Here is a 14,743-nt window from a genome sequence, read left to right as displayed (position 1 = left end):
TGTTGGTTATTTTTAACTTAGCCCACTAGGTTCGCAAATAACCGCCTTGCCTAAAGTGCGTTAAATTCCCGCTGAATCCTGCATTTTGAGGTGGTTTGGGTATACGACTTAATCTTTAGTCGATAAACACAAGAGATATTTGCTAAAAACCATTAAGACTATCAATATATAACAAGCTATCGTTATCGGAGTGTCTCTTTGCAAGCCTCTCAGTCTATTTATAAAAGCCCAAACGACCATCGCCAGTATCGTTATCTTGTTTTAGATAACGCGCTCAGGGTGCTATTGGTTGAAGATCTAGATGCCAGCCAAGCGGCTGCATCGATGGCTGTTGGTGTAGGTCATTTTGATGATCCCACAGATAGACCTGGCATGGCACACTTTTTAGAGCATATGCTCTTCCTTGGTACAGAAAAATTCCCCGATTCAGGCGAGTATCACGCCTTTATCAATCAACATGGCGGCAGCAATAACGCTTGGACAGGCACTGAGCACACTAATTTCTTTTTCACCATCAATGAAGACGTATTTGCCGATTCCTTAGACAGATTCAGCCAATTTTTTATCGCACCTAAATTTGACTTAGACTTAGTCGATAGAGAGCGCCAAGCCATTGAATCTGAATTTAGTTTAAAGCTGAAGGATGATATCCGCCGAATATACCAAGTGCTGAAAGAAACCGTTAATCCACAGCATCCTTTCTCGAAGTTTTCCGTGGGTAATTTAGTCACATTAGGAGGGGAGCAAGCGCAGATCCGTGGGGAATTATTGGATTTTTATCAGCGTCATTACAGTGCCAACCTAATGACCTTGTGCTTAGTTGCACCATTTCCCCTTGATGAATTAGCACACTTAGCCCGTTATTATTTCAGTGGGATCCGTAACTTAAATTTAGTGAAAAACTATCCTCAAGTACCGCTTTTTTCACCAAAAGAATTGCTAACTCAAGTTGATATAGTGCCGCTTAAAGATCAAAAACGCCTAAGTATCAGCTTTAATTTCCCCGGCATTGATCACTATTACAAACGTAAACCTCTGACTTATATAAGCCATATTCTAGGTAATGAGAGTAAAGGCAGCTTATTATCTTATCTTAAAGAGCAAGGGCTGGTGAATAACTTGTCTGCTGGTGGCGGTGTTAATGGATATAATTTTAAAGATTACAGTATTGGATTGCAGCTAACAGATAAAGGGCTGGCCAATCTTGATGACATTATTTGCAGTTGTTTTGAGTATATCGAACTCATCAAAACCCAAGGTTTAGATGAGTGGCGTTATTTAGAAAGAGCAAACCTACTCAAAATGGCGTTTCGGTACCAAGAGCAAGTTAAATCCCTCGATTTAGCCAGCCATCTCAGCATCAATATGCATCATTATGAGGTTGAAGACTTAGTCTTTGGTGACTATCGCATGGATGGACTGGATATTGCGGAGACCATCGAGCTACTTGAATTGATGGTGCCACAAAATATGCGCTTACAGCTTGTTGCACAGTCCGTGAAAACAGATCGTCAGGCTAATTGGTATCATACACCTTACAAAGTTAGCTCTATCCCTCCAGAATCTATTGCACGCTGGCAAGTAAAGCATATCCGTCCCGAGTTACAATTACCCACAGCGAACCCTTTTATTGTCGCCGACTCGATTGCTCGTCCAGATAAAAGCCTAGTCGCTGTGCCTGTGATAGTTGCAGAATCATCGGGATACCGAATTTGGCACAAGAAAGACGATGAGTTCAATGTGCCAAAGGGCCATATGTATTTATCGCTTGATTCAGAGCAAGCAAGTAAAACCCCAAAACATGCCGCCCTCACCCGCTTGTATGTTGAGATGCTACTCGATTATCTGACCGAGCCCACCTATCAGGCCGAAGTTGCGGGCTTAAGCTACAATATTTACCCGCATCAAGGGGGGATTACTCTGCACTTATCAGGTTTTACCGGTAATCAAGAAGCCCTATTAGCATTGTTGATCCACAAAGCGAGGGAGCGCAATTTTACCGAAGAGCGTTTTGCACTGATTAAATCCCAACTGCTACGTAGTTGGCAGAATTTGGCACAAGCTAAGCCTATTACACAACTATTTACTAGCCTTACCGTCACTCTGCAAAAACGCAGTTATGAACCGGCGCGCATGGCCCAAATGCTAGAAAATATCACCCTAGAGGATTTACATAACCATGTGCGTGCCTTCTACGAAAAAATCTATCTTGAAGGATTAGTCTACGGGGATTGGTTAGTCTCTGAAGCACAAGTACTTGGCAAGCGTTTAGAACATATTTTATCCTTAGTCTCGACGCCAAGTGCCGAATCAACTAGAGAATTAGTCAATCTAACAGGTCAAGGCACACTACTGCGCGAACTCGCCATAAACCACCAAGACAGCGCTATTATCGTTTATTATCAATCAGCTGTTGCAACGCCAGAAAAAATGGCACTATTCAGCTTGTTGAATCACACTATGTCATCAACCTTCTTCCATGAACTGCGCACCGAAAAGCAATTGGGCTATATGGTAGGCACAGGTTATCTACCACTCAATCGTCATCCTGGACTGATTTTCTATATTCAGTCGCCAACAACTGGACCACTGCATCTATTAGAAGCTATAGACGAATTTATTGCCGACTTTAACTATGCAGTTATGCAAATCACTAACGAAGAATGGGAAAGCACTAAACTCGGCCTGATTAATCAAGTGATGGAACATGATGCGAACCTAAAAACCCGCAGTCAACGTTATTGGGTGAGTGTGGGCAATAGGGATTACCAATTCAATCAAAGAGAATTGGTCGTAGAAGAAATCACTAAGCTCACGCGTACAGATTTACTCAAATTTATGATGCGTAAAATGCGTACAAAACACAGTGATCGTTTAGTGCTATTTAGTACTGGCGAGCAGCACAGGGCTCAGGCAGCACTGAAGTCAGAGAAAATGATAAACGATTTAAAAATATTTAAACAAAATGCCGATAAGTTTAATTTTTGAGCATGAACTGCAAATAATAATGAAACAGCATCATTTTTGACGAACAAACAAAATCCCTGTCATAACGTCATACTACAGTAGTATCTTCCACGCCTATGCGTTATCTCAATGGAAAACATGGTTGGATACCATCTTACCCTACAAATAGCGCTCAAATTTACCTCATCTACATGCTACTAAAAGGATTTTTTACAAAGTCAGTTTTGACAAACCCATCACTTTCTGGAAAAGTGATGTAACATAATTGTTTCATGGCATCATCGGATAATATTAAGAACAATACTATGCCTAACATTCTCTTGAAAATCGTCTTGCTCGCTATTTTATGCTTGTACACATTAAAAGACGTAAATGCATCTCTCTTTTCTGATAAGTCACCAATAGTTCTACAATCGCAATCTTTCGGCGTTCCGCAAGGGCTTTCACAGAGTACAGTTACCTCTATCGTTCAAGACAAAGATGGTTATATTTGGATTGGCACACTTAACGGACTAAATCGTTTTGATGGTAAAGAATTCAAACATTTTTATGCTGATGATAGTGCTTCTGGTTTACCAAGCTCATTCATTCGAAGCCTACTTATCACAAATGAAAATGAACTCCTAATCGGCACTGACAAAGGACTCGTCTTATATAATAAAAATGATGAGTCGTTTAACACTCTCGATATCAAGAGTGAATATCTGGATGGTGAGATATGGAGTTTATCCAACAATGACTTTAATAATGAAATTCTAGTTGGGATAAATAAAGGCATAGTCAGCCTTGACTTAAAAAATAACAATATCAGAAATGATTATATAGGGAAAGATTATCTTGAAGTAAAGAAAAGTTTAAATATTGACAATGAAATATTTATAAAAAGTTATGATGGTAAATTATTCGAAATTAAAAATAACAATAAAAAAATGTTAATGACAGACGTTTTGGATATAGGGAGTTACGAAGGAAATCTTTTTATTTCGACAAATAATGGCTTATATAAATACAGAAAAGGAAATTTAAAAAAATCATCCTCTATAATCTATGACTTCCTAAGTGAAACAGAAGGAGAATTATACGGAATAAATAAAAATAAAATTTACAACATAAAAAGAAACATTCTTATCGGTCAAATATCAAATAGAAAAGAAAAAATAGAGCAAACCTATTTTATTGCATACCAAAACTCTTTAATTATCGGACTAAATAATCAAGGTTTTGAACTAATAAAGAAATCAAATAACCTAGTGTATCATACAGATCTACTGGATGAAAATGTTTGGCATATCAGTCTTAGTTTTGATGGAAACATATTAATATCCTCAGATAGTCCACTGTTACATTATTATGACAAAAATCTTAATCTTAAAAAAAGCTATGACAGCAACGTATATGGCTATAAGAATTCTGTTATGACAAAAGAAGGTGTTTTTATTGGCAGTTCAAATGGAGTTAAATTAATAAATAACTTAGATGTAGAAGAAAATATAACATCTGAAAAAGTCACTACTTTAAATAAAATAAACTCGAATAATATCATTGCTGGCACTTCAGATGGGAAAGTTTTTTTCATACAAAACCGTGAGATCTATCACATATTAAGTCTGGAAAAGGAAGATCCTATTTTTGAGGTATTATACATTTCAAAGGACAATATTTTTATAGCAAGCCAAAATGGTATGTACCATTATAAAAATGGTAAATTGAATAAAATCCATAACGAATTAACGTATAGTATCAAAGAGTTTAATAACAACATTTTATTTGGAACTTCATCATCACTGTTCAAGTATGATACTGAAACAAAAACATTAAGCAAGTTATTCTCGAATAACAAGGGGATATACTCAATATTAATTCTAGAGAATACGATCTTTGCATCTTCACAAGGTCAAATCATTTTAATCCATGACAACTCCACTTATATTTTATCCACTTCAAATGGAAGTCAATATGAATACAACACTCCCAGCGGAGGTGTAATTGATGAGAATCATTTACTATTTGGCGGCATCAACGGATTAAGTATTATATCAAAAAGCAATGTACTAGACTACATTGAAAAACTTCCAGCACCTCGATCTGAACTATCTGAATTGCGCGTATTCAATTCAATAACAAGCAATAACTCAGGATACTTTATTGGTTCATTAAACACTGCGGAGAATATTACACTTAAATACTCAGACTATCCATTTTCAATCTCATTCAATTCTCCCACATCAGAATCATTATCCACTTCTTATTATTATAAAATGGATGGATTATCTGATGAATGGATAGCATCAAATAACATTAATTCTGCAACCTACACTAACCTATCACCTGGAAAGTATATTTTTAAAGTATATGCAATTGATTTATTAACTCAAAAAAAAGGTCCCGTTAAAAGTATTGACATAATCATAACACCCCCATGGTGGTTATCAACTGAAGCTAAGTCACTTTATTTTATACTTTTAGTGGTATCTCTTTTAATTGTCACAAAGACTATTTTACGCAGAAGAGAAACTCAGCGACAAATAGCTCTAAGTGAAGAAAGATTAAAACTATCCCTATGGGGTAGTGGTGATGAAATGTGGGACTGGGATATAGAAACGGGCAATATTTTTCGCTCAAATATTTGGGGTTCCCTTGAATTCCCTCGCGATGGTCATCGTTCAGGTAAAAACAACGAGGAAAGTAATATTCACCCAATGGATCAGGAGCGTGTTAGGGAAGCACTTAATAAACACTTTTATGGAGAAACAGATCATTTTGAGGCAGCTTACAGAGTAAAAGGTAAAGATGAAAACTGGGTCTGGATTTTAGATAGAGCTAAAATTGTAGAACGAGATGATAAAGATAATGCCCTACGTATGACGGGAACCATTAAAAATATTAGTCAATTTAAACAAAAAGAAGAGCAATTACGACTTTTTGAAAAAGCCATTGAAAATATTTCAGAAGGCATGTTTATTCTCGACAGTGAATACCGTTTTGTTGAAGTCAATGAAGCGTGCTGTAAGATTTCATTACGTAACCGAACTGATTTTATTGGCAACTTGCTCACATTTGATTTATATCCTGAAAACTTTTCCTCTCAAATAAGAACCATGCTCAAACAACAAGGTCGTTGGGCAAATGAAGTCGAAGCAGTTAGAGGGGATAATCGTCACTTTCATATGGAACTCACTATCGATGCTATTTATGATGAATTGGGCGAACTATCCCATTATGTTGGGGTTTTTTCAGATATTTCTCGACGTAAACAGCAGGAAGAAGAACTTAGAAAATTAACCAATAATGATCTACTGACTGGACTCCCCAATAGATCGAATCTACAGGTCACGTTAAGTAACTTAGTGAATAAGGAGATTGCCCATTCTTTGATGGTACTTGATCTTGATAACTTTAAGCGTATCAATGACTCATTGGGCCACCAAGTGGGGGATCAATTGCTAAAACTTGTTTCTATTAGAGTAAAATCTATTCTTCCTAAGAATACGAGTATTTATCGCTTAGGTGGCGATGAGTTTGCAATCGTACTGGATAAAGGTTCTGATATTAGTGCCAGTGCTGCAATTGCAGGACGAGTAATTGAAGCATTCAAAATGTCCTTTAACATAAATGAAGAACAACTCGTTTTAGGATTAAGTATTGGAATCGTTTTATACCCTGAAGATGAACAGAACGAGCAGGCCTTGCTCAGAAAAGCTGATATTGCTATGTACCATGCAAAATCGGCAGGAGGAAATTGCTACCAGTTCTACTCTGAATCGCTCAATCAGCATGCCATTAAACAGTTGGAAATAGAAAATCTTATTCGTGAAGGGCTGAAAGAAGATCTATTTGAAGTCTATTACCAACCTAAAATTGATCTAAAACGAGGTCGTGTTGCTGGCATGGAAGCTTTAGTGAGGTTAAATCATCCTGTGCAAGGTTTAATTCCTCCTAAGGAATTTATTCCCCTCGCAGAAGAAAGTGGTTTAATTGTTGAGATTGGTGAAATAGTTTTACGTAAAGCCTGTTTTGCTGCACAGAAATGGCGTGAACAGGGGTTATTTAACGGTAGAGTCGCTGTCAATTTATCGTCGCGTCAATTTGCACTGCCCGATATCCAGCAACGAATAGAGTCAATTTTAAGACTAACCAAACTCCCCGCTTGTCATCTTGAGTTAGAAATTACTGAAGGTACCGTCATTAAACAGCCAGAGGCAGCGATTATCGTCATGCAGCAATTGGCTAAAATGGGCGTTAGTTTAGCACTAGATGATTTCGGCACAGGATACTCATCCCTTTCATACTTAAAACGCTTTCCTATTCATACCTTAAAAATTGACAAAGCCTTTGTTGATGATATTGATAAATCTGATCGCGATCTCAAAATGGTCGATTCTATTATCACCATCGCCCATAATATGGGGCTTTCTGTGGTTGGTGAAGGCGTCGAACAAACTGCACAATTAAATATTTTGCGAGCATTGAATTGTGAAGAAATCCAAGGTTATATTTTTAGCAAAGCGATAAAGGAATCCGAGTTTACTCTACTTCTTCAAGCGGACATGGTTAAGGAAACCACAAAAAACAACATTATCTGATCGTTTTAATATCATAAATGCAAGTTTGACAACATTGGCACGGCAGATGCAACAGCATAAACAGTGTCAATAATAAATCAATATCAACTTGCCCTGAGAGAATATTAGAATGATTAAAGAAATCCTGACTGTCGTTACTTTGCTATCTTCAATTGGTTATGCTGCAAACTTTGCTCTTGAAGGTTCTCCAAACGTTAAATTCAAGCCATTGGAAGTTGCTGGCTCTCCAAACGTTAAATTCAAGCCATTGGAAGTTGCTGGCTCTCCAAACGTTAAATTCAAGCCATTAGAAGTTGCTGGCTCTCCAAACGTTAAATTCAAGCCATTGGAAGTTGCTGGCTCTCCAAACGTTAAATTCAAGTCATTGGAAGTTGCTGGCTCTCCAAACGTTAAATTCAAGCCATTAGAACTTGCTGGCTCTCCAAACGTTAAATTCAAGCCATTAGAAGTTGCTGGCTCTCCAAACGTTAAATTTAAGCCATTAGAAGTTGCTGGCTCTCCAAACGTTAAATTCAAGCCATTAGAAGTTGCTGGCTCTCCAAACGTTAAATTCAAGCCATTAGAACTTGCTGGCTCTCCAAACGTTAAATTCAAACCATTAGAAGTTGCTGGCTCTCCAAACGTTAAATTCAAGCCATTAGAAGTTGCTGGCTCTCCAAACGTTAAATTCAAGCCATTGGAAGTTGCTGGCTCTCCAAACGTTAAATTCAAATCGTTTGAACTGGTATAACATATATTTGTTAAGGAGATAACTATGCTAAATTCAATCAAAAAAGCACTCGGTTTATCCAAGCCTGCGCGTAAAAAAGTCAAGTTGCCTGAAGGCTTGAATCGTCTTGAAGTGATTTCTGCAAAAGGTTGGTGGAACTAATTTAAGTTCTGTACCGATGAATCTCACTCATGCACAGTGATAGTTAATTAAGCTAGCGCAGCTTAGAAACAATAAAGGGAGCAAAAGCTCCCTTTAGTTTTAAGTGAATTTAAAAAAGTGTTAAAAACATAAGTATTGCATAACTAATTGATTTGTTAGCTATTAAATATTCCTTCCTCACTGCAACGGATTTTCCTCAACGCTAAATGGCTGTGTGTCATAAAGAGTGGATAGGCCAGCGGTCCAAGCATTAAACCCAGCAACACCCATAGCTTAACTGAAAGACCCACAGTAAAAGCCGCTAAACCGAAGTATAAAGCCGAGAATAAGGCTATAAAGATAATCAGAAAAACCACAAATCACCTCAAAATGCTAACAGTACAATTTAAATTTCCATCGAAACAATCGTGCTTCTTGAGAGCCTCATTCATTAGCGCGCATTTTTAAGACCGCTTTTTTTAAAGGTTAGATAATATTTTCTGCCTCCCATAAAGCGAGTAATACCCATTGCGGACATCTCAACTATGAGCAACACATTTTCCGTTTAAGGAGGCGGATAATACAAGATCTATCGTAAAAATGTGAACATTTTTTAGGCAAAAACTATCCTCAAGGCAATAAAAAAGCGGCAATCAATTGCCGCTTTTTTGTACAACAAAGTGCACTATAAACATTTATCCATTGTTAGAAAAAGCTAACATTCTCTCTAGCCATGGTTTTTAAGCGCTCACAAGGTTCGAATCTGTTACCGAATTGACTTTGATAACTTTCAAGGATCTTCACTAAGTTCGCGGCGCCTAAAGTGTCAATATAATGGAATGGACCACCGAGGAATGGCGGGAAGCCAATACCAAAAATAGCGCCAATATCACCATCTCTTGGCGATGCAATAATACCATCATCTAAACAACGCACCGCTTCATTGAGCATTTGTACAACACAACGCTCAGCAAGTGCTTTTGCGTCTTTATTGGTGCCAGGCTTAATGCCTAATACGCCATACACAGTTTCATCGACAGCTTTAGTTTTCTTGCTCGATGCGCCGTATTGATAAAAGCCTTTGCCATTTTTACGGCCTTTACGATCGTCACCCAAAAGCTTGTCAAAAGCCGCTGGCGCTTTAAAGCGTTCACCCAGTTCTTTCTCAAGGATCGGTGAAATTTTTGCGCCCACGTCGATACCCACTTCGTCAAGCAAAGTAATCGGTCCCACAGGGAAGCCAAATTTCACTAAAGCTTTATCCAAATGCTCAACACTTTGGCCTTCGAGTAGTAATTGTGCGGCCTCATTCATATACAGAGCCAGAATACGGTTCACGTAGAAACCCGCGCCATCCTGTACCACTATCGGTGTTTTACCTTGCTTACGGGCAAATGCGACGGTTGTCGCAATGGTTTCTGGCGACGTTTTCGCGTGGGCAATCACTTCCACCAGCGGCATTTTTTCTACTGGCGAGAAATAATGCAAACCAATCACATTTTCAGGACGCGTCGCCGCCTCGGCGATTTGGCTAATAGGCAAAGATGAGGTGTTTGACGCAAAAATAGTGTGCTCACCACACTCACGCTCAATGTCTTTCACCATTTGATGCTTAAGCGCTAAGTCTTCAAATACCGCTTCCACAATGATGTCGGCATCTTTAACGCCTTTATACTCAGTGGTTGTAGTCATCAGTGCCATTAAGTTGTCACGGGCAGCAGGCGTCATATGGCGGCGCTTTACCCCTTTATCCAACAACTTATAAGCGTAGGCTAATGCATTGCTTAAACCTTTTTCGCTGATGTCTTTGACCCGAACAGGGATTTTAGCCTTAGTGGTCGTCACAGAGGCGATACCGCCGCCCATTAAACCGCCACCTAAGATCACCGCTTTCTTCACTTTACGCGGTGTTGCGCCTTCAGCGCCGGTTTCTTTCTTCATTTCTGTGGTAGCGAAGAAAATACTGCGCAGCGCTTCAGATTCTTTTGATACCACTAATTCGGCAAAGTGACTCGCTTCGACTTCTAGCCCTTTTTGCATCCCCTTCGCAATCCCTTGACGCACGCAGTCAATAATCTTGGCTGGTGCTGGATAATTACCTTGGGTTTTCTTTTCGACTTGTTTAGTCGCTTGATCGAAAATAATGTTACGGCCAAAGCTCGTGCCTTCAAGCACTTGATTAACGAGTGACTTTTTAACAGGTTTCGGTGCACGTTTACCAGTAAGCGCCATCTCAACTGCGGTTTGCAGCAAAATGGTCTGCGGTACAACATCATTCACTAAGCCCATTTTCAAGGCTTGTTTAGAACGGATTTGTTTACCGGTGAGCATCATATCTAAGGCAGTGGTAATGCCGACTAAACGAGGCAAACGTTGCGTCCCACCGCCGCCAGGCAATAGGCCAAGTTGAACTTCCGGTACGCCGAGCATGGTTTTACCATCGTCGCTACATACCCTTTGATGACAAGCCAAGGCTAACTCTAAGCCACCACCTAAACAGGCACCGTGGATTGCCGCAACCACAGGAATTTTTAACGCTTCTAACTCATTAAAAACCACATGCCCTTGCTGGGATAAGGCTTTGGCATCGCCCGCCGTTTTACAGGCATCGAGCATGGAAATATCTGCGCCCGCGACGAAAGAGTCTTTTTTGCCAGAGATCAGCACAAGTCCACGAATATGAGGATCGCTTTTAATCTCAGCCAGAATCTCACTGATTTCAGGGCCAAACTGTGCTTTTAGGGTGTTCATGGTTTCGCCAGGAACATCCATAGTCAAAATGGCGATGCCGTCGTCGCGGCGGGTTAAATTAAAGGTCTTTTCCATGCCAATTACTCCACTTCCACTATCATAGCCACGCCCAAACCACCGGCCGCACAGGCCGTCGTTAAGCCAGTTCCACCACCACGGCGCTTAAGCTCACGACACACTTGGGTTATTAAACGGGTTCCCGTTGCCGCAAAAGGATGACCATAAGCGAGCGAGCCACCGAGCACGTTAAACTTGCTCATGTCGATTTCGCCAATCGGGCGGTTGCGGCCGAGTTTTTCTTCGGCAAATTTTTTCGAAGCAAACATCTGCATATTCGCTAATGTCTGCGCCGCAAAGGCTTCGTGCATTTCAATCAGAGTAAGATCTTCTAATTCCATTCCAGCACGCTTCAGCGCCAGTGGCGTCGCGTAGGATGGCCCCATCAACATATCTTGCCACACATCGATCGCGCTAAAGGCGTAGCTCTTAATATAACCAATCGGTTGATAACCTAAGGCTTTGGCTCGACCTTCACTCATCAGGATAATCGCAGACGCACCGTCCGTCAGTGGCGTACTATTGGCCGCCGTCACAGTACCATGTTGTTTGTCGAATGCAGGGCGCAACTTAGCATATGACTCCAGTACTGAGTTTTCGCGGATATTGTTATCGCGATCGATAAACTGCTTATACGGCGGTATATGCGCGACCATCACTTCGTCACGCAAATGGCCCGAAGCCCAAGTTTCACTCGCTAAGGTGTGTGAGCGGTGCGCTAAGGCATCTTGATCGGCACGGCTAATATTGTAGGTTTTTGCCATCTGCTCGGCGGTTTGTCCCATAGACAAGCCCGTTGAGTACTCTGCCACTGCAGGCGGCACAGGTAATAAATCCTTTAAACCTAAACGGCGGAAAATTTGTAACTTTTGCCCAAAACTACGGGCTTTATTCAAATCGACTAACGCATGAGCTAATTTTTTCGACACACCGATAGGCAATACAGAGGAAGAGTCGGCGCCGCCCGCAATACCGATGTCGATATTGCCCGTCATAATAGATTCGGCCACGTTGACAGTAGATTGGAAGCTAGTCGCACAGGCGCGAGTGACACTATAGGCATCAGTCGACACATTCATGCCAGTACCGAGCACGATTTCCCGGGCTATATTCGGTGCAGCCGGCATTTGCACGACTTGTCCATAGACTAATTGCTCAATCAGCTTAGGATCGAGTTCAGAGCGCGCCAATAATTCATTGACCACCATTTTGCCCATATCTAATGCCGATACACCGTGGAATGCCGTGGCTTGTTTCGCAAATGGCGTTCTTAAACCCGCTACAATGGCGATACGTTCACCCTTGGCGTTCGTAACCTGTTGTCTATCACTCATTTGTCACCCTCTTTATGTGCGCTATCGCTGAGAGATTTCAGGCGGCGCTATCGATTTCCATGTTTGACCCATTGTTTTACGGCGAAAAACGCCCAATAACAGGTCTGACCATTAAAGTGTGATCTGATTCTAACTTCTTGTCAGCAAGTTTTAAACACCTGTTTGTTTTTTTAACACTAGCCAAACCCTAAGGGAATTCTTTACCATATCCATGGTCTATAGCCCACACACGCATTTTCAACATAATAAAACGAGTAGCATCATGCCTTTGAGTCGCTTCCACGCATTACGCACTTACCTAAATAAGGTTGTTTTAGGGCAGCCAGTATTGACCGAAAATCTGCTCATTGCACTAATTGCCAATGGCCACTTATTAGTTGAAGGCCCACCGGGACTGGCAAAGACCCGTGCAGTGAAAGCCTTATGTGACGGGGTTGAGGGCGATTTCCACCGCATTCAATTTACCCCAGATCTGCTGCCCGCCGACTTAACTGGCACAGATATCTATCGCTCGCAAACTGGCACCTTCGAATTTGAAGCCGGGCCGATTTTCCACAATTTAATCTTGGCGGACGAAATTAACCGTGCACCAGCCAAAGTTCAGTCAGCCTTATTAGAAGCCATGGCCGAAGGTCAAGTTACAGTTGGTAAGCACAGTTATAAACTTCCACCGCTGTTTTTAGTGATGGCTACCCAAAACCCATTAGAGAATGAAGGCACTTATCCCCTGCCCGAAGCACAACTTGACCGTTTTCTGATGCACTTAAACCTTGATTACCCAAGCGGCGAGACTGAGCTCGAAATTCTGCGTCAATCCCGCAAAGAAGCGCTCACCCACGAATTGCCAACCACTGAGCCGATTGCACAAGCAGATGTGTTTGCCGCCCGTGACGAAGCCATGGAAATCTACCTCGCCGAGCCGCTTGAAAAGTACATAGTTGAAATCGTGATGGCGACCCGTGAACCAAGCCGCTACAGCGAAGATTTAGCTAAATGGCTTGAGTACGGCGTCAGCCCGCGCGCAACTATTTCGTTAGAACGCTGCGCCCGCGCCCGTGCGTGGCTGCACGAGCGAGACTTTGTTTCACCGGAAGACATTCAAGCTGTCGCACCGAACGTGTTAAGACACAGATTGCTACTCAGCTACCAAGCACAAGCCGAGGGTGTCAGCCGCGATCAGGTCATCGACCACATCTTGAGTCAAGTTGCAGTACCTTAACGGTGAAGATAAAGGTGAAATAAGATGAGTGACACAGCGCGACTCTCAGCCTCGGTCGATGGCTTGCCGCTTTTTGCCGATGGCTTGCATTTAACCGAGCAAGAGCTGCTGGCGTGCCAAAATATCGCTCGCGCTATGCCAGAGCGTTATAGCCGTGCCCGCGCTAACTTAGCGGGCCATCGCAGCAGCTTAATCAAAGGCCGCGGAATGGAGTTTGCCGAGGTGCGCCACTACCAACAGGGCGACGATGTGCGCACCATTGATTGGCGCGTTACCGCTCGTACAGGCACAACTCACACTAAATTATTTGTCGAAGAACGTGAGCGCCCTATTTTATTGTTAATCGACCTGAGCCAAAGCCTCTATTTTGGCTCGAGTTTATTGCTGCAATCGGTGCAAGCAGGACACCTTGCGACCACCTTAGGTTGGAATGCAATTAACCATGGCGACAGGCTCGGCGCCTTGATCGCCAGCGAATCTGAGCATCTAGAGCTCAAACCCCGTAGCCGTCGCCAAGGCATATTACAATTGATCTCAGGCCTTTGCCGTGTACACGAAAATCAGCTCAATCATATGGGAAATCATCAGCGCGATCCTGATCATATCCTGCGTGCCTGTCAGCGATTACAACGTATCGCCAAACCCGGCTCCTTGGTTTGGATAGTGACAGATGGCAGCCATTTTAGCCCCCAATGTTTAGCCCCCCTAACCGAGCTTAAACGACATTGCGATATGGGTGCCTACCTTATTACCGATCCACTAAGGCAAGGAACCTTGACTTTACCCAAGCAATTTAGTTTACCGGTACGCGAAGCAAATCAAGATCTTGTGTTAACTCCACATAGCTATCAAGCGTGGCTTTTACAACAACAGCGCCAACAGGATAACTTTGTTGCCATGATGCAAAAATTACGAGTACGCACTCAACTTATTGATGCAGCGATTCCCCTCGCGGGTCAATTAACCCTATTGCAATAGGTCA

8 protein-coding genes are annotated in these 14,743 nt (G+C 41.7%); 5 read left to right on the top strand and 3 right to left on the bottom strand.

Translation table 11 applies throughout. The annotated features are described in order from the left end of the window. The first annotated feature begins 198 nt into the window (after nt 1–198). From SPUTW3181_RS08115 to SPUTW3181_RS08105, 3 genes are all read left to right on the top strand, one after another. The gene (locus SPUTW3181_RS08115; protein WP_011788892.1) at nt 199–2,988 is read left to right on the top strand and encodes an insulinase family protein; all 2,790 of its coding nucleotides are present in this window, start codon (nt 199–201) and stop codon (nt 2,986–2,988) included. Between the two features lie 284 nt (nt 2,989–3,272). Further along, the gene (locus SPUTW3181_RS08110; protein WP_041408163.1) at nt 3,273–7,550 is read left to right on the top strand and encodes an EAL domain-containing protein; all 4,278 of its coding nucleotides are present in this window, start codon (nt 3,273–3,275) and stop codon (nt 7,548–7,550) included. 109 nt (nt 7,551–7,659) lie between these two features. Further along, entirely contained in the window at nt 7,660–8,280 is a 621-nt protein-coding gene (locus tag SPUTW3181_RS08105) for a hypothetical protein (protein WP_011788890.1), read from the top strand. A 296-nt stretch (nt 8,281–8,576) separates the two neighbouring features. On the opposite strand, the gene SPUTW3181_RS22115 is transcribed toward SPUTW3181_RS08105, so the two are convergent. The 3 genes from SPUTW3181_RS22115 to fadI form a co-directional block, all read right to left on the bottom strand. Next, a complete protein-coding gene (locus SPUTW3181_RS22115) occupies nt 8,577–8,777 on the bottom strand; it encodes a hypothetical protein (RefSeq protein WP_011788889.1) in 201 nt (66 codons plus the stop codon). Nucleotides 8,778–9,105: 328 nt separating this feature from the next. Beyond that, entirely contained in the window at nt 9,106–11,226 is a 2,121-nt protein-coding gene (gene fadJ, locus SPUTW3181_RS08090) for a fatty acid oxidation complex subunit alpha FadJ (protein WP_011788888.1), read from the bottom strand. A 5-nt stretch (nt 11,227–11,231) separates the two neighbouring features. Then, complete coding sequence (fadI, locus tag SPUTW3181_RS08085) at nt 11,232–12,542, bottom strand: acetyl-CoA C-acyltransferase FadI (RefSeq protein WP_011788887.1); 1,311 nt, start codon at nt 12,540–12,542, stop codon at nt 11,232–11,234. A 262-nt stretch (nt 12,543–12,804) separates the two neighbouring features. Between fadI and SPUTW3181_RS08080 the strand changes: the two genes are divergently transcribed. Together SPUTW3181_RS08080 and SPUTW3181_RS08075 are read left to right on the top strand one after the other, a co-directional pair. Further along, the gene (locus SPUTW3181_RS08080; RefSeq protein WP_041408162.1) at nt 12,805–13,761 is read left to right on the top strand and encodes an AAA family ATPase; all 957 of its coding nucleotides are present in this window, start codon (nt 12,805–12,807) and stop codon (nt 13,759–13,761) included. A gap of 24 nt (nt 13,762–13,785) precedes the next feature. Beyond that, on the top strand, nt 13,786–14,739 hold the full coding sequence (locus SPUTW3181_RS08075) for a DUF58 domain-containing protein (RefSeq protein ID WP_011788885.1): 954 nt from the start codon (nt 13,786–13,788) through the stop codon (nt 14,737–14,739). Nucleotides 14,740–14,743: the final 4 nt, after the last annotated feature.

Origin of the sequence: Shewanella sp. W3-18-1, assembly GCF_000015185.1 — a bacterium.
GTDB classification, from domain to species: Bacteria; Pseudomonadota; Gammaproteobacteria; order Enterobacterales; family Shewanellaceae; genus Shewanella; species Shewanella putrefaciens.
The sequence above is the reverse complement of the archived record's forward strand: the minus strand, read 5'-3'. Positions and strand labels throughout refer to the sequence as shown.

What these genes read in the sequence shown, in the direction of transcription:
- SPUTW3181_RS08110 (WP_041408163.1), top strand. Translation starts at nt 3,273, where the DNA reads ATGCCTAACATTCTCTTGAAAATCGTCTTGCTCGCTATTTTATGCTTG.
- SPUTW3181_RS08105 (WP_011788890.1), top strand. Translation starts at nt 7,660, where the DNA reads ATGATTAAAGAAATCCTGACTGTCGTTACTTTGCTATCTTCAATTGGT.
- fadJ (WP_011788888.1), bottom strand. Translation starts at nt 11,226, where the DNA reads ATGGAAAAGACCTTTAATTTAACCCGCCGCGACGACGGCATCGCCATT.
- fadI (WP_011788887.1), bottom strand. Translation starts at nt 12,542, where the DNA reads ATGAGTGATAGACAACAGGTTACGAACGCCAAGGGTGAACGTATCGCC.
- SPUTW3181_RS08080 (WP_041408162.1), top strand. Translation starts at nt 12,805, where the DNA reads ATGCCTTTGAGTCGCTTCCACGCATTACGCACTTACCTAAATAAGGTT.
- SPUTW3181_RS08075 (WP_011788885.1), top strand. Translation starts at nt 13,786, where the DNA reads ATGAGTGACACAGCGCGACTCTCAGCCTCGGTCGATGGCTTGCCGCTT.